The sequence below is a fragment of the Vibrio sp. 1-Bac 57 genome (genome assembly GCF_037546855.1).
Lineage (GTDB): Bacteria > Pseudomonadota > Gammaproteobacteria > Enterobacterales > Psychromonadaceae > Psychromonas.
Window position 1 is genome coordinate 17,712 of the sequence record NZ_JALAAC010000015.1, and the last position, 19,675, is coordinate 37,386.

At 36.6% G+C, this 19,675-nt stretch carries 14 protein-coding genes; 8 read left to right on the forward strand and 6 right to left on the reverse strand.

Translation table 11 applies throughout. The annotated features are described in order from the left end of the window. Positions 1-9: 9 nt before the first annotated feature. Positions 10-2,076, forward strand: coding sequence for a glycine--tRNA ligase subunit beta (gene glyS / locus MT391_RS11195; protein ID WP_499498054.1), 2,067 nt, complete (start codon positions 10-12; stop codon positions 2,074-2,076). 394 nt (positions 2,077-2,470) lie between these two features. Then, the gene (locus MT391_RS11200) at positions 2,471-3,724 is read left to right on the forward strand and encodes a valine--pyruvate transaminase (protein WP_182690083.1); all 1,254 of its coding nucleotides are present in this window, start codon (positions 2,471-2,473) and stop codon (positions 3,722-3,724) included. Between the two features lie 190 nt (positions 3,725-3,914). On the opposite strand, the gene MT391_RS11205 is transcribed toward MT391_RS11200, so the two are convergent. The 5 genes from MT391_RS11205 to dnaA form a co-directional block, all read right to left on the reverse strand. Then, complete coding sequence (locus MT391_RS11205; RefSeq protein WP_182690084.1) at positions 3,915-5,762, reverse strand: methyl-accepting chemotaxis protein; 1,848 nt, start codon at positions 5,760-5,762, stop codon at positions 3,915-3,917. A gap of 310 nt (positions 5,763-6,072) precedes the next feature. Then, complete coding sequence (gene gyrB, locus MT391_RS11210) at positions 6,073-8,502, reverse strand: DNA topoisomerase (ATP-hydrolyzing) subunit B (protein WP_028869411.1); 2,430 nt, start codon at positions 8,500-8,502, stop codon at positions 6,073-6,075. A 7-nt stretch (positions 8,503-8,509) separates the two neighbouring features. Beyond that, positions 8,510-9,592 carry a DNA replication/repair protein RecF gene (gene recF / locus MT391_RS11215; RefSeq protein WP_028869410.1) on the reverse strand — a complete coding sequence of 361 codons (1,083 nt, stop codon included), beginning with the start codon at positions 9,590-9,592 and terminating at the stop codon, positions 8,510-8,512. Positions 9,593-9,637: 45 nt separating this feature from the next. After that, positions 9,638-10,741 carry a DNA polymerase III subunit beta gene (gene dnaN / locus MT391_RS11220; RefSeq protein WP_028869409.1) on the reverse strand — a complete coding sequence of 368 codons (1,104 nt, stop codon included), beginning with the start codon at positions 10,739-10,741 and terminating at the stop codon, positions 9,638-9,640. Positions 10,742-10,755: 14 nt separating this feature from the next. Next, positions 10,756-12,132, reverse strand: coding sequence for a chromosomal replication initiator protein DnaA (gene dnaA, locus MT391_RS11225; protein WP_028869408.1), 1,377 nt, complete (start codon positions 12,130-12,132; stop codon positions 10,756-10,758). A gap of 514 nt (positions 12,133-12,646) precedes the next feature. Between dnaA and rpmH the strand changes: the two genes are divergently transcribed. The 6 genes from rpmH to MT391_RS11255 all read left to right on the forward strand — a co-directional run bounded on the left by rpmH (position 12,647) and on the right by MT391_RS11255 (position 17,712). Further along, on the forward strand, positions 12,647-12,781 hold the full coding sequence (gene rpmH, locus MT391_RS11230) for a 50S ribosomal protein L34 (RefSeq protein WP_028869407.1): 135 nt from the start codon (positions 12,647-12,649) through the stop codon (positions 12,779-12,781). A 13-nt stretch (positions 12,782-12,794) separates the two neighbouring features. Continuing rightward, positions 12,795-13,148: a ribonuclease P protein component gene (rnpA, locus tag MT391_RS11235; RefSeq protein WP_499441627.1), complete on the forward strand. Its 354-nt coding sequence runs from the start codon at positions 12,795-12,797 to the stop codon at positions 13,146-13,148. Next, entirely contained in the window at positions 13,115-13,378 is a 264-nt protein-coding gene (yidD, locus tag MT391_RS11240) for a membrane protein insertion efficiency factor YidD (RefSeq protein WP_028869405.1), read from the forward strand. Before rnpA ends, yidD begins: the two co-directional genes overlap by 34 nt. Positions 13,379-13,392: 14 nt before the next feature. Continuing rightward, complete coding sequence (gene yidC / locus MT391_RS11245) at positions 13,393-15,060, forward strand: membrane protein insertase YidC (RefSeq protein WP_499498056.1); 1,668 nt, start codon at positions 13,393-13,395, stop codon at positions 15,058-15,060. Positions 15,061-15,174: 114 nt separating this feature from the next. Next, positions 15,175-16,542: a tRNA uridine-5-carboxymethylaminomethyl(34) synthesis GTPase MnmE gene (mnmE, locus tag MT391_RS11250; protein WP_182690086.1), complete on the forward strand. Its 1,368-nt coding sequence runs from the start codon at positions 15,175-15,177 to the stop codon at positions 16,540-16,542. Between the two features lie 267 nt (positions 16,543-16,809). Further along, complete coding sequence (locus MT391_RS11255) at positions 16,810-17,712, forward strand: porin (RefSeq protein ID WP_028869402.1); 903 nt, start codon at positions 16,810-16,812, stop codon at positions 17,710-17,712. A gap of 1,025 nt (positions 17,713-18,737) precedes the next feature. On the opposite strand, the gene MT391_RS11260 is transcribed toward MT391_RS11255, so the two are convergent. Further along, positions 18,738-19,649 carry a TIGR01777 family oxidoreductase gene (locus MT391_RS11260; RefSeq protein WP_499498058.1) on the reverse strand — a complete coding sequence of 304 codons (912 nt, stop codon included), beginning with the start codon at positions 19,647-19,649 and terminating at the stop codon, positions 18,738-18,740. Between the last annotated feature and the right edge of the window lie 26 nt (positions 19,650-19,675).

Below are 19,675 nucleotides of genomic sequence, written 5' to 3' on the forward strand. Positions count from 1 at the left end.
GCAAGTTTAATGTCACAAGAAAATTTATTGATTGAGTTGGGAACCGAAGAGTTACCACCAAAATCACTTCGCAAACTTGCTGAGTCATTTGCTAGCAATATCGAAGCTGAACTAAATAAAGCTGAATTAACATTTGAAAAAGTTAATTGGTTAGCATCTCCAAGACGTTTAGCTGTAGTCGTCACTAATCTAGTCGCGACTCAAGCAGATAAAATAGTTGAAAAGCGTGGTCCAGCAGTAAATGTAGCATTTGATGATAATGGTGTTGCGACTAAAGCGGCACAAGGTTGGGCACGTTCTAACGGCATTACCGTTGAAGAGGCCGAACGTTTAGTCACTGATAAAGGTGAATGGCTATTATTTAAGTCTGCGGTGAAAGGCCAACATATTAACAGTCTTATCCCAGCGATTGCGGAGTCGGCATTAGCTAAATTACCGATTGCAAAACCAATGCGTTGGGGAAGTGCAAGTACACAATTTATTCGCCCTGTACATACCGTAACTATGTTATTTGGTAGTGAATTAATTCAAGGTGAATTATTAGGTGTTGCTTCAGATCGCACTATTCGTGGACATCGTTTCATGGGTGAAGCTGAATTAACGCTATCACATGCGGATCAATATGAATCGTTATTAGATGATTCGGGTAAAGTTATTGTTGATTATGAACGTCGTAAAGCGATCATTCGTGAACAAGTAGAAGCCCTTGCTGCCCATGAAAATGGTGTTGCTGCAATTGATGATGAACTATTAGAAGAAGTTACTTCTTTAGTTGAATGGCCAGTAACATTAGTGGGATCGTTTGAAGAAAAGTTCTTAGCAGTTCCTTCTGAAGCGCTTATTTACACGATGAAAGATAATCAAAAATACTTCCCAGTATTAGATAAAGAAGGCAATTTATTACCACGCTTTATCTTTGTTTCAAATATTGTAAGTCGAGATCCTAAGCAAGTTGTTTCTGGTAATGAAAAAGTAGTGCGCCCTCGTTTAGCGGATGCAGAATTTTTCTTTGAAACGGATAAAAAGAAAACATTAGAAAGCCGTTTAGCATCGCTATCAACTGTATTATTCCAAAAGCAATTAGGCACGTTAAAAGAGAAATCTGAACGTATCAGCGCCGTTGCTGAAAAAATAGCGACTAGTATTCAAGCCAATCCAGAGCACGCAAAGCGCGCTGGTTTATTATCAAAAGCAGACTTAATGTCTGAGATGGTAATGGAGTTCCCTGATGTTCAAGGTGTAATGGGGATGTATTATGCTCGCTTTGATGGCGAACATGAAGATGTTGCAGTGGCTTTGAATGAGCAATATTTACCACGTTTTGCTGGTGATAAACTACCTACTTCTTTAGTTGCTTGTGCCGTTTCATTGGCAGATAAATTAGATACGCTGGTGGGTATATTTGGTATTGGACAAGCACCTAAAGGTGACAAAGACCCATTTGCATTGCGTCGAGCTGCTATCGGTCTATTGCGTATCATTACAGATAAAAACTTAGACTTAGATATTGTTGATCTAGTTGAAATAGCTAAAACAGGGTACGCAGATAAATTAACAAATGATAATGTTGTTAACGATGTGGTTGATTTCTTATTTGCTCGTTTCCGTGCAACTTATCAAGCAAATGGTTATTCAGTTGAGTTAATTCAATCTGTTTTAGAGCGTCGTCCAACAAAACCGGTTGATTTTGAAAAGCGTATTAAAGCGGTTGCTAAGTTCCAAACGTTACCTGAAGCGGCACCAATCGCTGCTGCTAATAAACGTATTAGCAACATTCTTGCTAAAGTGACTGAAGAAATTAACAACGAAGTTAGTCAAGATTTGCTTCAAGAAGATGCCGAAATCGCACTTGTTGAAATATTAGGCGCTCTAGAAAGCAAGCTAAGCCCTTTATTTTTAGTCGGAGACTACGAGTCAGCCTTGTTTGAGTTAGCTAGCTTACAGGCGCCTGTAGACGCTTTTTTCGATAATGTGATGGTAATGGCGGATGATTTAGCTGTAAAAAATAACCGTTTAGCCTTACTAAATCGTTTACGTAACTTATTTTTACAAGTTGCTGATGTATCGGTGCTATAAATATTATTATCGATTAATCCGAAAACGGTGAATAGTTATTATAGAAAGCTCAGTTTATACTGAGCTTTTTTGTTTCACGTGAAACAATACTTGAAATCTTAATTATCTAAGAGGCTATTTAAGTTTGAAATAGCTAGATTCAATTTATGGCTAAAGCATATTACCTATCATTATTGGTCCTATCATTTAATATGTTAGATCGTAAATTAGACAGATTGCTTAAAATATTACTCAAATTTAATAAACTGTTTGGTTGAATAATTATTAAATTTATAATGCATCTTTATTACATTTTAAATTTAATTGTTGTTGTCTGTAATTGTTTCACATGAAACAATTGTTTTTTCAAATTAATATTTTATTTTAATTCTCATTTTATATTCAGGATTTTTGCATGCCCTATTCAACATTTGGAAATAAATTTACACAGCACTCAGGCATAACAGAGTTAATGGATGATCTAAATAAAGGCGTAAAAGGCGGTGATGATATTTTAATGCTAGGTGGTGGCAATCCCGCCTCTATTCCGGCTATTCAAAAACGATTCACTGACCTAATGCAGGACTTATTAAATGAAGGGAAGTTAGTTGATACGCTCGCTAATTATGATGGGCCTCAAGGGAAAGATAGTTTTATTACTGCACTGGCAGAACTATTTAATGACTTATATGATTGGAATTTATCTTCTGAAAATATAATGTTAACTAATGGTAGTCAAAATGCATTTTTCTACCTATTTAATTTATTAGCGGGTGATTTTAGCAATGGAAAAAAACGTAAAATATTATTTCCATTAGCACCTGAATATATTGGTTATGCTGATGCCAGCGTTTCAGAAGCATCATTTGTTGCTGTTCGACCTAAAATTACGGAATTAGAAAATCAACAATTCAAATACCATGTTGATTTTGATGCGTTAGAAATAACTGATGATATTGGTGCTATTTGCGTATCTCGTCCTACTAATCCAACGGGTAATGTTTTAACTGATAGTGAAATAGAGAAGTTAGATAAGCTAGCTAAACAGCATAATATTCCGCTTATTATTGATAATGCTTACGGTACTCCTTTCCCTAATATTATTTTCGAGAATGTTAAGCCTCATTTTAATAACAATACTATTTTATGTATGAGCTTGTCTAAATTTGGTTTACCTGGTGCACGTTGCGGTATTGTGATTGCCAATCCAAGTATTATTAAAGCCATGTCTAATCTATCGGGCATTATGGCACTATCCCCTGGCGGAATTGGACCTGAAATTGTATTGCCTCTCGTAAAAACGAAAGAAATTATTACGTTGAGCGACAATGTAATTAAACCTTTTTATCAACAAAAATCTCAAATAGCTATGTCGTTATTATTGAAAAAAATAACTAATAAAAACTTCAGAATTCATAAAGCTGAAGGTGCATTATTTCTTTGGCTTTGGTTTAAAGATTTACCTATTAGCTCGAATGAACTTTATAAGAGATTAAAAGAGAAAGGTTTGATTGTTGTTTCTGGGCATTATTTTTTCCCTGGACTTGATCAGGATTGGCAACATACACATGAATGTATTCGACTCAATTATGCACAAGAAAGTGATGTTGTTGAACGTGGTGTTGATATTTTAGCATCGGTTGTGAATGAGTTATATCAACAGAAATGATAATAAACTTTGGATAGGTTGTTTCACGTGAAACAACCTATAGCGACTTTTAAAGCAAAGAGTATTTTTAAAGGAAAGAATTAAAATATAAACTCAAATCAATAAACTCAAATCAAGGTGAAGACCAATTCACTAACCTTTTCTTTATAAATACTCTCTTCCTTTTTCCCTCTATTTCTTATTAATATTCTTAGTGTTTTAATTTTACTATCAATGAGTTTAATACTTCGCTGATTGTTTTAATGCTGGCACTTGATTGATTAATTTTTTGTAGATGTGTACTGACTTGATGAGTGTGCTTTTCAATCGTTTTCGTGTTTATTGCAACCTCATTAATAGTGATTGACTGCTGCTCTGTTGCGGTTGCTATAGTATTGTTATGTTCATATATACTATCAATAATATGGGAAACTGAATTTAGTTCTTCTTGTACTGATAAACTATGGTTTGCACAATCAATTGCTGCATTACTTTGTAATAACACCATCTCGTTTGCTTCAGTCGTTGTTGATAGTAAATGATCAATGATGGTTTGTATTTCTTTTGTGGAATGTGATGTTCTAATTGCTAAAGCACGTACTTCATCAGCTACTACAGCAAAGCCTCGGCCTTGCTCTCCTGCCCTAGCCGCTTCGATAGCTGCATTTAAAGCTAATAAGTTAGTTTGTTTAGATACGTTATTAATCACTTCTAATACATTATTAATAGAGGCAGTGTCGGCAGTTAATTTTGTTACTACTTTACTTAACGATAAAATATTATCAGATAGTTTTTGAGTTCTATTTACTTGTAACGCTAATGTTGTACTTGCCATATCAACTAGTTTAACGGCTTTATTTGTCTGCTGACAAGTTTCTGCTGCACTCTCGGTAACATCAGTAAATGAATTTGATAGAGCTAAAATGGAGTACGTTACTAACTCTGTTTGCTTTTGTTGCTGTTGACCGCTCTCTGCGGCTTGTAGAGTACGTTCTTGTAATAAGTTACTCTCTATTAAGGATTGTTCTGATTGTGCCTTTAAGGCACTTGTAAGGTCCATCAAATATCTTTGTAATTGCTCGCAACGGAGAGTCACTGAAGTGAATTCTGATAGTTGGCTTTTGATAGTGAATTTTTTACTAAAATTTCCCGTTGTTAATGCATCAAAAAATGGCAAAAGCTGGCGAATAAAATGTAAGCTTTTGAACTGTAGCCATGCAGATATTGTTAGGATCAAAATAAATATTAGTAACGTAAAGGTGCCAATTAATTTTACTTTTTTGGTTATTTCCTGTTTTTGTTGATCGACCACATTTGAATATAAGGTAAAACTTCGAACTAAATTATTTAAAGCGAGTGTTATTTGTTCTTGGCTGCTCACTATGGCCGTTAATATTTTAGTTGTGTTGGTTAGTTCTTTGGGATAACGCCTACTTAAACTGCTTAAATCATTAATGCTTTGCCTCGTTAAATCAACAGTCTCTGGCTCATCAAAACTAAATTCGTCGACTTCTTCTGTGGTATATAAAAGTAAACTAGGTAAAGCATCGAGTTGATCAATATTACTTTGAACTATTTCATTTTCTGTTAACAGTTGTTGTTTTGTTTGTGAATTATTTAGTTGTAAATAGCGTTGTCTTAATAACCCAATTTTTTGTAACTGTTGACTTAAAGTTAATAATTGTTGCAGATATTGTGTTTTAACTATCATGCTAACGTCGGATTTTTTAGTTAAAGCAATTAAATCAGATATTAGATCATGTCGTTCTACTTCGTTATTTATTAATAAAATTTCTGGATTTGCAGCCAATTTCCCTGCTGCTCTTGCCTGTTGAATCGCTTTCTGTAATTTTGTAATTAGTATAATGACTGAGTCTGATTGCCTTTGTTCAAGCCAGTCTATAGGTGTATCACGTAGTTTTTCTAGTTTATTACTTGCATCAAGTAATTTATTAGCATCACCTGAAGCAAGGTAATGTTGTAAAGAAAGTGTTACATCAGAGGCTAATTCCGATTTTATAGCATGGTAAGACTGATTGATTTGATATGGCTTATCCATCTCATGCCATGCCCATATTATAAAAGCACTGATGAGAATAAGTAATAAGGCAATACAACAAGAAATAAATTTTGTAAGTAAGTTAATTGACATTATGCGATGCTTATAAAAAAGTTAAAAGCAGAGCATACAACTTGAATATTGCAGTTATATTGCAAAAAATAACCATTTAGAGGTGTAAATGAGTTCACTAGAAAGTGTAGAGTTTATTTAGATATATTTATCAATGGCATAAAAAATCCAGCTGCTAGGCTGGATTTTTATATTCTTCAATTTTAACAACCTTTAAAAGTTGCTAATTATATGAAGCTTAGATATCAATATTTCCGACACGTAGTGCATTTTTCTCGATAAATGCACGACGAGGCTCAACATGGTCACCCATTAAGGTTGTAAATAATTGGTCCGCACCAACAGCATCATCAACCGTCACTTGAAGCATGTGACGCGTACTAGGATCCATCGTTGTTTCCCATAGTTGACTTGGGTTCATCTCTCCCAGACCTTTATATCGTTGAATATATAAACCACGTTTTGATTCATGCATTAACCAGTTTACTGCTTCAATAAAGTTTTCCACTGGTTTAGTACGTTCACCACGTTGAATATAAGCACCTTCTTCTAATAGGTTCTGTATTTCTACACCTAAAGCAACTAATGATTTGTATTCAATTGAACCAAAGAACTCTTCATCAAAAGTATAAATAGTATCAACACCATGTTTACGTACAGTAAACAAAATTTTGTTGGTTAATTCATCTTCTGACTTAACGACATTAGCTTTATAGATGGTCCCTTCTAAATCTTGGCGGTTTAACACCTCAATAATAGTTTCCATCCATGTTGTTACTTTATCTGCATTCACTAGATCTTCAGCTTTTAATTCAGGCTGATAGATCAGTTTATCCAATACAACATTTGGGTAACGACGTGTTAAGCGAACAATCGTTTCTTGTGCAGTACGATAACGTTCAATCATACCTTGTAAAAATAAGCCGGTGATACCAGGTGCATCAGCACTTACGTGTAAAGATGCGCCTTCCATTGCGAGAGCAGTTAAGTAAGCTTGTAACGCTGGATCATCTTTTAGGTATTGCTCTTGCTTGCCTTTTTTCACTTTATAAAGCGGTGGTTGAGCAATGTAAATGTAACCATTTTCAATTAACTCAGGCATTTGACGATAGAAGAACGTTAATAATAGCGTACGAATGTGAGAACCATCGACGTCGGCATCGGTCATGATGATGATGCGATGATAACGGGTTTTCTCTGGGTTATATTCGTCGCGGCCAATACCACAACCTAATGCTGTAATTAGCGTTGCTACTTCTTGTGAAGATAACATCTTATCAAAGCGTGCTTTTTCAACGTTAAGAATTTTACCCTTAAGCGGTAAAATAGCTTGGTTCTTACGAGATCGGCCTTGTTTCGCACTTCCGCCAGCCGAGTCCCCTTCCACTATATATAGTTCAGAAAGTGCAGGGTCTTTTTCTTGACAATCTGCCAATTTACCCGGTAAACCTGCTAGATCTAATGCGCCTTTACGACGAGTCATATCACGTGCTTTACGAGCTGCTTCACGTGCGCGTGCGGCATCAACAATTTTACCAACAATGATTTTTGCTTCCGTTGGGTTCTCTAGTAAGAACTCTTGCAAGCGTTCATTCATTGCACCTTCAACAATTGGTCTTACTTCAGATGACACTAAACGGTCTTTTGTTTGTGAAGAGAATTTTGGATCGGGCACTTTAACAGAAATAACCGCTGTTAAACCTTCACGTGAATCACCACCTTCAGTCGAGGTTTTGTTCTTATTGTTTTTAACTTTTGCTAGTTCTTTCTCAATGTACGAGTTTAAGGTACGCGTTAATGCACCGCGGAAACCCGTTAAGTGAGAACCACCATCACGTTGAGGAATATTGTTGGTGAAACAGTAAATATTTTCTTGGAAACCATCATTCCATTGCATTGCAACTTCAACTGCAGTGCCATCTTCATGTTCTGTATTAAAGTGGAATATTTTATTATGTACTGGTGTTTTGTTCTTATTTAAATATTCAACAAAAGCGTGTATACCACCTTCATAATGGAAATGATCTGCTTTATCTTCTTCACGTTTATCTATTAATTTAATAGATACACCAGAATTCAAAAATGATAATTCACGTAAGCGTTTAGCTAAAATGTCATATTGAAATGTCACATTTGAGAAGGTCGATGGGCTAGGCCAAAAACGAATCTCTGTACCGGTTTGATCTGTATCACCGATAACTGCGATTGGCGCTTCTGGCTCACCTTTTGCGTAAGTTTGTTGGTGAATATTACCGCTACGCTTAACCGTCAAACGTAGTTTGTCAGATAATGCATTTACTACTGATACACCTACACCGTGTAATCCACCCGATACTTTATAAGAGTTATCATCGAATTTACCACCGGCGTGTAACACGGTCATTATTACTTCAGCTGCAGAAACACCTTCTTCTTCGTGCATATCAACTGGAATACCACGGCCATCATCACGTACTGATACGCTGCCGTCAGTATGGATAGTACAAATAATATCGCTACAGTGGCCTGCTAGAGCTTCATCGATTGAGTTATCTAATACCTCAAAAACCATGTGGTGTAGACCCGTACCGTCATCGGTATCACCGATATACATGCCAGGGCGTTTGCGAACCGCATCTAACCCTTTTAGTACTTTAATACTTGACGAATCATAACTATTCTCAGCCATAAAACTTTCACCTTTCTACTGTAATTTTACCCTGTTTCACGTGAAACAGAGTGCGTTCTTGCGTAAATAAATCTCCGATGCTCTGCGCTGAAATAGCGCTAATAAACACCTGAGCATCGGACTCTATAATATGTTTTGCTAATAGTGTTTGCTTGTTGCTATCGAGTTCAGAACTGAAGTCATCAATTAAAAAAACACACTGCTTATTGTCGATGGAATTTAAAAACAACCCTTGTGCTAAACGTAATGCATAAACAAGTAGCTTTAACTGCCCTCTCGATAGAACATCAGAAACAGGTAAGTTATTGATTTTTAATTTTAAATCCGCCTTTTGGGGACCAATACTTGTATAACCTAATTGCTTATCTCGATGAAAATTGTCGGATAAATATTGTGCTAACGGCTTATTGTTTTTGTCCCAACCACAAAAAAATTGACTTTTGATAGTAAACTCGGGCAGAAAATCTGCAATAGTTTGTACTATTAAAGGCTCTAATTTCGCAAAGTAATCGGCTCTCTGTGCGCTTATTTGCTCACTCAAGACACAAAGTTCATTATCCCATACTTGAAGCTCTTTGTAAGCGTTACATTGCTTTAAAGCGGCATTCCTTTGTTTTAAAAGTCGCTTTATGCGAGACCAGTTACTATAAAACAAAGGATCATGATAAAAAACGCCCCAATCTAAATAAGCACGGCGATTTTTAGGACTTCCTGATAATAAAGAATAGCTTTCAGGCGTGATTAATTGCATCGGAATGTATTGTGTTAATGACGCTAACTTCTTAACTATCTGACCATCGATTTTAAGGGTAGTTTCACCGCCTCTCGACTTTTGTAAACCGATTGGAAAAACGCGCTGCTGGAAATTGATTTCGCTATAAAGTGTAAAATGAGCTTGGTCGTGTTGAATAACTCTATTGGTTAAATGAGTTCGAAAAGAACGGCCTAATCCAAGTAGGTAGATAGCTTCCAGTAATGACGATTTGCCACTACCATTTTCACCAACAATTAAATTAATTTTGCAGTCAAAGATGAGTGTAGCGGAGTCGATATTACGGAATTGGTTAATGATTAATTTCTGTAATGACATTAATCAATTCCTTAAATAAAACGTGATAGGTGCAATTGTTAATCGTTAAAGGCGCATTGGCATTAATACGTATAGTGAGTCATCACTATCAAGAGATTCTATCAAAGCACTGTGATCAGATGTACTGAAGGTGATTTTTACTTGTTCGCTTTTCAAGGTGTTTAATACATCCAATACATAACTTACATTAAAACCTATTTCTAACTCTGCAGAATGATAATCTACATCGATATACTCTTCTGCTTCTTCTCGTTCTGGATTATTGGCGGTAATTTTTAATAAGTTTTCAGATAGTGTTAAGCGCACGCCGCGGAATTTTTCATTGGATAAAATGGCTGCGCGAGTGAAAGCTTGTTTTAGCGTTTCACGACTAGATATTAATTCTTTATCACCATTTCGCGGAATAACACGTCGGTAATCAGGAAAACGTCCATCGACTAATTTAGTGGTGAATACAAATCCATCAATCACAGCACGTAAGTTGTTTTTACCTAATTGAATGGTAACGTTAGCTTGCTCTTTATCTAATAGCTTAACCAGTTCTAAGACCCCTTTTCGAGGCACAATAACGGATTGCTCTTCAATCGCTTGGTCAATATTAATAGAACAGGATGCTAAGCGATGCCCATCAGTAGAAACACTACGTAAAGTATTACCTGACACTTCAAAGAACATACCATTCAAGTAATAACGGACATCTTGGCTAGCCATTGCAAACTGCGTGAATTCAATGAGCTTTTTAAATTCATTTTGCGGTACGGTTAATTCGATCAAACTTTGCCATGTTTCAATATTTGGAAAGTCAATCGAAGGTAAGGTTGAAAGTAAATAACGGCTTCGACCAGATCGAACGGTTACCCGTTCATTTTTTACTTCAAAAGTGACTTCACAGGGATCGGCTAATCCGCGACAAATATCTAATAATTTACGCGCTGGTACAGTAATTGCTCCATCTTCAGATGCTAGATCTAATGGAATTTGTGCCATTAATTCTACTTCTAAATCTGTACCCGTTAGGTTTAAAAAGTTATCTTTTACTTCAATCAGTATGTTACCCATAATAGGTAAAGCTGGGCGCCCGCCCGCAACTGAGCCGACTACTAATTGTAGTGGGCGTAATAAAACTTCACGAGAGATAGTAAATTTCATCAGATAACCTTTTCTTACATGGATAATGTGCGGATAAGTATTTTGTAGTCTTCTTGAATATCATTATTTTCACGACGCAATTCTTCTACTTTGCGGCAAGCATGCAATACCGTGGTATGGTCTCGACCGCCAAATGCTTCACCAATTTCAGGTAAGCTATGTTGGGTTAACTCTTTTGCTAATGCCATGGCTATTTGACGTGGACGAGCGACCGTACGAGTACGACGTTTTGAGGACATATCAGAAATTTTTATACGATAGTGCTCAGCGACGACTTTTTGAATGTTATCAACCGTAGTTTGTTTGGTATGAACTGCTAACATATCACGCAGTGCATCTTGTACTAGCGGAATAGTAATATCCTGCCCTGTAAATTGTGCTTTTGCTGAAATATTCGCAATCGCTCCTTCTAAAACACGTACATCGGTAATAGTTAATCGTTTTGCGATAAAGAAGGCCACATCATCGGGTAAATGTAAACCACGCTCTTCCGCTTTAGTAATTAAGATTGCAACACGCGTTTCTAATTCTGGCGGATCAATTGGAATTGATAATCCCCAACCAAAACGTGTACGCAGTCGTTCATCAATCCCTTCAATTTCTTTAGGGAAACGGTCACTGGTTAAAATTACTTGTTGATGCGCATCTAACATTGAGTTAAATGTTTGGAATAATACTTCTTGAGATCGGTCTTTACCTGCGAAGAAATGAATATCATCGATTAATAGTGCATCTAACGACGCGTAATATTCTTTAAATTGCTCAATGGTATTATTACGGATTGAATTGATCATATCTTGAACAAAACGTTCTGAACGAATATACACAACTTTGCTGTCAGGATTTTCTGCCACAATGGCATTACCCACGGCATGTAATAAATGTGTTTTACCTAAACCTGGATGTGCATATAAAAATAATGGGTTATAAACATCACCAGGATTTTCTGCAATTTGTTGTGTTGTTGCAATTGCAAAATTATTAGATTTACCTTCAACAAAGTTATCAAATGTATATTTTTTAATTAAATTGCTTTTATGCGCAACAGTTGGTGACTTTGACTCACCTTCCCACGGTTGGTTAGTATTTAAAACAGGCGCTGCTTTTTGTGCCGCTGGTTTATTAGCTGCAGCATTTGCAGTACCGACTAATAAACGTATCTTTATAGTTTGATTGGCATCTATTGCGTGGATTAATGTTTGTAATTTAGTCTCAATGATATCCATATACTTTTCACGTACCCACTCACTGGTATATTTATTTGGTGAGTATAATGACAGTACATTATTATCATATTCTGCCTGTAGAGGACGTAACCAAGTGCTAAAGTCTCCTGCTGATAGCTCATCTTTTAATTGTGCTAAACATTCTTGCCAAATAGCGAGGGACATCGTCGAACTCCAGTAGATACATTAGGGCGGATAATTCTACCGACAAGAGCGGCATTACGCCATAAGATCTGTTAACAAAAAGAAAAAAAAGATCCTTGTATTTTGTTGCATTCAATGTTTAAAGCATCCACAAGCATGTAACTAGGTGGCATCTGGCATCTCGTACTTTATCCACAACAAGATAGTTTAGCCATTCAGAAATAAAGCTTGACAAGATCGCGGAAGATCCTTGCTAATTAGCGCTGCTTATATATAATCTTGCCACCCTAACTTTTGAGTTTGGCTCGTAGAGATAATTTATCTTCTTAGTATCAATTTCTAAGGAGTATGAATTTAATCTGCCAGAAAGAAGCATCTCTGATTGACTTTTAGTCGATCAATCAATAGAATTCGCTCTCTTTTTAATCGGCTAATGCTTTTAATTATTCTTGCCTGGTTACTTTTCGAAGTAATTAAGCTTATTTTTTAAAAAAACTAGCTACTGTACAGTACTTAACAATAAGTGGAAAAGAGCATGAAACGTACTTTTCAACCAAGCAACATCAAGCGTAAGCGTTCACACGGTTTTAGAACTCGTATGGCGACTAAGAACGGTCGTGCCGTATTAGCTCGTCGTCGTGCTAAAGGCCGCGCTAGCTTAAGCGCATAATTTACCAGACGTGGTGAATTATTCGTTTTCTCGGGAGTTACGTTTGTTAACTCCCGAAGATTTTCAACCTGTATTTAAAAATGCTATTCCGGCAGTATCTCCACACTTAACTCTTCTTGCTAGAAAAAATACCCTAGAACACCCTCGTATTGGTATGGCTATTCCTAAAAAGCACATTAAACATGCTGTAGGACGTAATCGTATCCGTCGCATTGTAAGAGATCATTTCCGCCTTCAACAACATGAGCTTCCAAACATCGATATCGTCGTCGTTGCCAAAGCTGGTATTGCTGATTTATCAAATCAAGAACTTCATAAAGTATTGGATAAGTTATGGCGAAAATTAGTGCAGCGTTGCAATGGATAGCAATTAAATGTATTCGTGGTTATCAGTTAGTTATTAGTCCTATGATTGGACCTCGTTGCCGATTTACGCCAACTTGTTCACATTATGCGATAGAAGCAATTAAGAGTCATGGTATGATAAAAGGATGTTGGCTAGCGGCTTGTCGTCTTGTAAAATGCCATCCTTTTCATGAAGGAGGATATGATCCTGTACCTCCTTGTTGCGCTACTAAAAATAAACCTAAACCTTAGAGATAAAATACGTTATGGAATCACAACGCAATTTACTTTTCCTCGCACTCTTGTTTGTTAGCTTCTTGCTATATCAAGCCTGGGTTGTTGAGCAAAACCCTCAGCCAATTGCTGCTGCGCAAACGACTGAACAAAGCACTACAACACAATCATCAGTTCCATCGACTAGTAATCATAGTGCTGATATACCAACTTCATCAGATGATACTGCTTCTGTACAAGTACCAACACAAGCATCAACTAACGCGATTGCTGTTTTAGCTAACGATCAATTACGTTTAGAAATTACTTTAGTAGGTGGTGATGTCATTGTTGCTGATTTAATCGGTCATGATGATTCATTAGATTCAGGTGTACCATTCCGTTTATTAGAAAATGATAATGGCTTTACCTACATCGCGCAAAGCGGTCTAATTGGAAAGCAAGGCCCGGATGCAAATCCTAAAGGACGCCCTTTCTATAGCGTTGATAAGACTGAAAATGTTATCTCTGAAGGCCAAGACTCGGTTTCTACTGCATTACGCTATGTAGATCAAGCTGGTAACGTATTTATTAAAACGTTCACATTAAACCGTGGCGAATTCAATGTACATGTAGATTATACTATTGAAAATAAATCAGATAGTGAAATCAATGTTCAGTTATACGGGCAGTTAAAAGAATCATTAGAAGAGCATTCTACAAATCTAATGATGCCGGTTTATCGTGGTGGTGCTTACTCCACAACTGATACTAAATACAGTAAATACAAATATGACGAAATGGTTGAACGTAACCTGAACAAATCAACTGAAGGTGGTTGGGTTGCAATGTTACAGCACTATTTTGTTTCTGCTTGGATCCCGTCTCCAACAGACAATAATTTGTTGTACAGTAATGTTATCCAGAATAAAGATGCGGCCATTGGTTTTAAATCTCCAATTAAAACTATCGCACCTAACAGCACTGAAAAATTTGCTACTAACCTTTGGATAGGTCCTAAATTACAAGAAGAAATGGCACAAGTTGGTGAGAACTTAGACTTAACTGTAGATTACGGTTGGTTATGGTGGCTTGCACAACCGTTATTTAAATTGTTGTTATTCTTCCAAGGTATTGTTGGTAACTGGGGTGTGGCAATTATTTTGATCACCTTTACAGTTAAAGGTGTGTTATACCCACTGACTAAAGCGCAATATACGTCAATGGCTAAAATGCGTTTACTACAACCTAAAATCCAAGCATTACGTGATCGTTACGGTGAAGACCGTCAAAAAGTATCAAAAGCAATGATGGAAATGTATAAAGAAGAGAAAGTGAACCCATTAGGCGGTTGTTTCCCTATCTTATTACAAATGCCAATATTCATCGCTTTATACTGGTCATTAATGGAAGCGGTTGAATTACGCCATGCACCATTTATGTTCTGGATCCAAGATTTGTCAGTACAAGACCCGTTCTACATACTGCCAATTCTAATGGGTGTAAGTATGTTCTTCATTCAAAAAATGTCTCCTGCTACGGTTCAAGACCCAATGCAGCAGAAAATAATGAAGTTTATGCCTGTTGTCTTTACTTTCTTCTTCTTGTGGTTCCCTGCAGGTCTAGTACTTTACTGGCTAATGAGTAACATCGTGACATTAGTACAGCAAACTATTATTTACCGTCAGTTTGAAAAGCAAGGTTTAGGACATAAAAAATAGTTTAACTATTTAGCTTTTGCATAAAGCATCATAAATAATTATATTATTTAATCATTGAGAAAAGGCGACTATAATAGTCGCCTTTTTTATTGCCTTTATTTTTAGGAACAGAACATGATAAAAGCGACTGATACTATTGTTGCACAAGCAACTGCACCTGGCCGTGGCGGCGTTGGCATTGTGCGTGTTTCTGGGCCTGATGCAGAAGCGGTTGCACAGATTATTTTAGGTAAATTACCTAAAGTGCGTTACGCGGAATATCTACCTTTTCACGATCAAAATAATGAAGTTCTAGATCAAGGCATTGCATTATTATTTAAAGGGCCAAATTCATTCACAGGCGAAGATGTGCTGGAGCTACAAGGACATGGCGGCCCTATTGTGATGGATATGCTGATCAAAGCTATTTTAACCATTAAAAACCTTCGTAGCGCTAACCCAGGAGAGTTCTCTGAACGTGCATTTATGAATGATAAGCTAGATTTAGCCCAAGCAGAGGCTATTTCCGACTTAATTGAAGCTAGCTCAGAGCAAGCCGCTAAAAGTGCGCTGCATTCACTGCAGGGTGAATTTTCCAATAAAGTAAATGAACTGGTTGAAAGCCTTATCTATTTGCGCATTTATGTGGAAGCTTCCATTGATTTTCCCGAAGAGGAAGTTGATTTTTTAAGTGATGGAAAAATTGCTAGCGATTTATACAAAATTATAGACAACCTAAGCGCCGTTAAAGAACAAGCTAAGCAAGGTGCTATTTTACGTGATGGAATGAAGGTGGTGATTGCTGGGCGACCTAATGCTGGTAAATCAAGCCTATTAAATACCTTAGTGGGCAAAGAAAGTGCAATTGTGACAGATATTGCCGGTACAACACGAGACGTGATGCGAGAGCATATTCATATCGATGGTATGCCATTGCATATAATTGACACTGCTGGCTTGCGTGAAGGTGCTGATGAAGTGGAACGTATCGGTATTGAACGAGCGTGGACTGAAATTAATAATGCCGATCGTATTTTGTTTATGCTGGATGCCACCACTACAGACGCAGAGGATCCACGCGAAATCTGGCCTGACTTTATTGATCGTTTACCGAATAATGTAGGCTTAACCGTGGTGCGCAATAAAGCCGATCTAACAGGTGAAACATTGGTCACAACAGAGCATGATAATCATCCTGTTTACCGTATTTCGGCTAAAACTGGTTTGGGTGTCGATGATTTAAAACAACACCTTAAAGATATTATGGGGTATCAAGGTAATACTGAAGGTGGGTTTATGGCAAGAAGACGCCATTTAGAAGCCATTGACCGAGCTGAACAACATTTATTAGAAGGTAAAGTGCAGCTTGAAGAATACCAAGCCGGTGAATTATTAGCAGAAGAGTTACGTTTAACACAGCAACATTTAAGCGAAATCACAGGGGAATTTACTTCTGATGATTTATTAGGACGTATTTTTTCTAGTTTCTGTATCGGTAAATAAAGGTTTAAAATCTATTTTATTAAACCGCCTATCTGGCGGTTTTTTTATCTTAAAATTTTAACGCCTTGAAGTAAGACAAATACTCGCGACATGATTCTAACAAGCCTAAATATTATTTAAAATAAATTGAACTTTTTTAAAAATCATTAATATTAGTAATATTTTTGTCATACAAAATCCCTAGACTGCTTCTCCGTGAACAGCACTTAGCTGTTGAACAAAAATTATATTCCTTAGATATTATTTTAAATAAAACACGGATGAATCATGAAAAAAACATTATTAGCAACAGCAATTCTAGCAACCGTAGTGTCAGCAACGGCAAACTCTGCAACAGTATATGATAAAGACGGTACAACGCTAAAAGTAGGTGGTCGTGCTGAAGTACGTGCTGAGTTTATTGATAATGATGAAGGCTCGATTACTGATGAAAGTCGCGCTCGCATTAACTTTGGTGGTGAAACTAAAATTTCAGAATCATTAACAGGTTTTGGTTTCATGGAATATGAGATTAAACCAGGTGAAGAAGCTAAAAACCGTTATTTATTCGCTGGTTTCGCAACTGAATTTGGTAAATTTTCTTACGGTCGTCAAGATACAGCGAATGTACAAGTATCTGACATGACTGATATTGCTTCTTATCATTCCGGTATTCAGCAAGTATTTGATGCTTCATCGGATAAAGAAGATAATACTTTTCTTTACTCGAACAAGTTAACGGATCAATTAACGCTACAAGCTAACTATACGGCGAGTGATGTTGATGATAGTGATTCATATGCTATCTCTGGTCTGTATGAGTTCGATTTTGGTTTAGCGCTTGCTGCTTCTTACACTGATACAGAAGCAGACCAAAACCAAGCAACATTAGGTGCTGCATATACACTAGATAATCTATATGTTGCTGTTACCTACGCGATGGGGGATATTGATGCTGATAATGATTTCAGATCGATAGAAGCAGCCGTTCAATATAAATTTACCAAAGAGTTTCGCATGATAGGTATTATTGGGCAGGCAGAAGAAGCGGATGTAGATACAGAAGACTTTTACGCAATAGAAGCACAATACCGATTTAATAAATCCATCCGAACTTATGTTTCCTACGCACTCAACAACCTCGATGACAGTGACGATTCATTAATTGCAGGTGTTCGTTATAATTTTTAATGACAACTACAACAGCATTCATAAACAATCTCGGCACTGCCGAGATTGTTTTATTTTAAGGAGGATTGCAATCTGTGTAGCAATACTATTTTTTTACTAATTATACCAATCTAAGAAATTATCTAGTCATTTATGCTTGTTAAAATGAATCCTAGATTCGTTGTTGATTTTGTAATGAGAATAACTAGTTGCTGCAATCAGTGCCTTGCTATCATTCATTTTCCCTAACGCCTAAATAGACCATTTATTTATCCAGATAAGTATTAAAAAGAGTATTTCTGTTTTTCATTCAGTATTAATAGCTAGCGATTATTCAAACATCCCCTTGGTGCTACTTTTTCTCTCTTCGTGATTGTTCATTTAATTCGGTCGAATATATAACGGGACAATCAAATACTCCACATTACTTAGCTTTACTGTTTTTCTTCTATTATTTTTTTGTGAGACATTGACCATTGCAAGTAGGGGAAATAGCACTATTTATTAGGTTTATTTAGCTAGTCATACAAATAAATATAACGTTAAGATGTTGATTTTTAAGTGTTTGATTATTTTCTGTTCGTGTAAGCCAATAATTAATGCAAATAAAACTGCAATTATTAATTAACAAAGACGTAATATTCATCTCGCAAACGGGAAGTTGATTTACAGGATGTAGACATCAAACCATCGCATTGTCAGGATGACAATTGGACCTCTCAGGATGAGAGTTTATAAAACAGGATGTTTTATAGTCATGGAAGAAAAGGACACTCTAGGATAGAGTTTTTAGTATCTACTAGGATTGTGGATATTAAGTCAAGATGACAAAGAAGGACACCTCCTAAGGAAAGGGAGATGATGGATAAACAGGATGTTATCTAATACGGATGTTACAAGGACGAGCCCAAAGGAGTTGGGAAGTGGACGCCTAGTATGGCATGGTCAAAAGGATGTAACGCATGGAGCATCAACTATCACGGATTCGATAGAGAGACTAAATTAAGGGCAGCTTCGGCTGCCCTTTCCTTTTTCTGCTTTTTAATTCACGCTAACTGGCTTTTCAAGCTATCTTCTAATAACTCATACTTAAATTTAAACCCTGCTTTTATCAATTTTGTTGGTCGAACATTAGTGCTCGATAATAATAATTCTTCTCCCATTTGTGCAAATAAAATCTTTACCATCAATGCTGGTAATGGAAATATACAAGGTCGTTTTAAAGTGTTGGCCAATATGACTGAAAAAGTTTGGTTATCAACGGGGTTTGGAGCAACTAGATTAACAGGCCCTGACAAAGAATGATGTTGCATAATAAATAAAATGGCATTCAACTCGTCTTGTAAGTCTATCCAGCTCATCATTTGTTTACCACTACCTATTCTCCCTCCCACTCCCATTTTAAAAGGTGTTAGCATTTTAGCTAATGCTCCGTCTTTTTTACTCAAAACGATACCAGTACGTATATTAACAACACGAGTCTTAGTTTGATCGACTTGTTGACTAACACATTCCCATTGTGATGCTAATTGGCTGACAAAGTCGGTACCTTTAACTGATTCCTCATCGACGGGTTGTTGACCACTATTACCGTAAAATCCAATCGCAGAAGCACAAATAAATAAGGTGGGAGGTGTGGCAGAATTATTGATGTAATCGACCATTAACTGAGTTGATTGTAAGCGGCTTTTGCTTATTTTTTCTTTAACTTTATCGGTCCAACGTGACTTCGCTATATTCTCTCCAGCTAAATGAATAATGATGTCTGGATTAGGGTGTCCGTTTAGCTGTATTTCTTGGGCTTGAATATTCCAATAAGGTGAAGAGGTATTAGGAGTACGAGTTAAGGTATAAACATTGTAACCATGAGAGTTTAAAAGCGATACTAATGAACTACCGATTAAACCTGATGAGCCAGTGATCAGTACATTTTTTTTATTTTCAGTTACTTTACTCATAGTCACTCCTTAATCTTATTAGGACT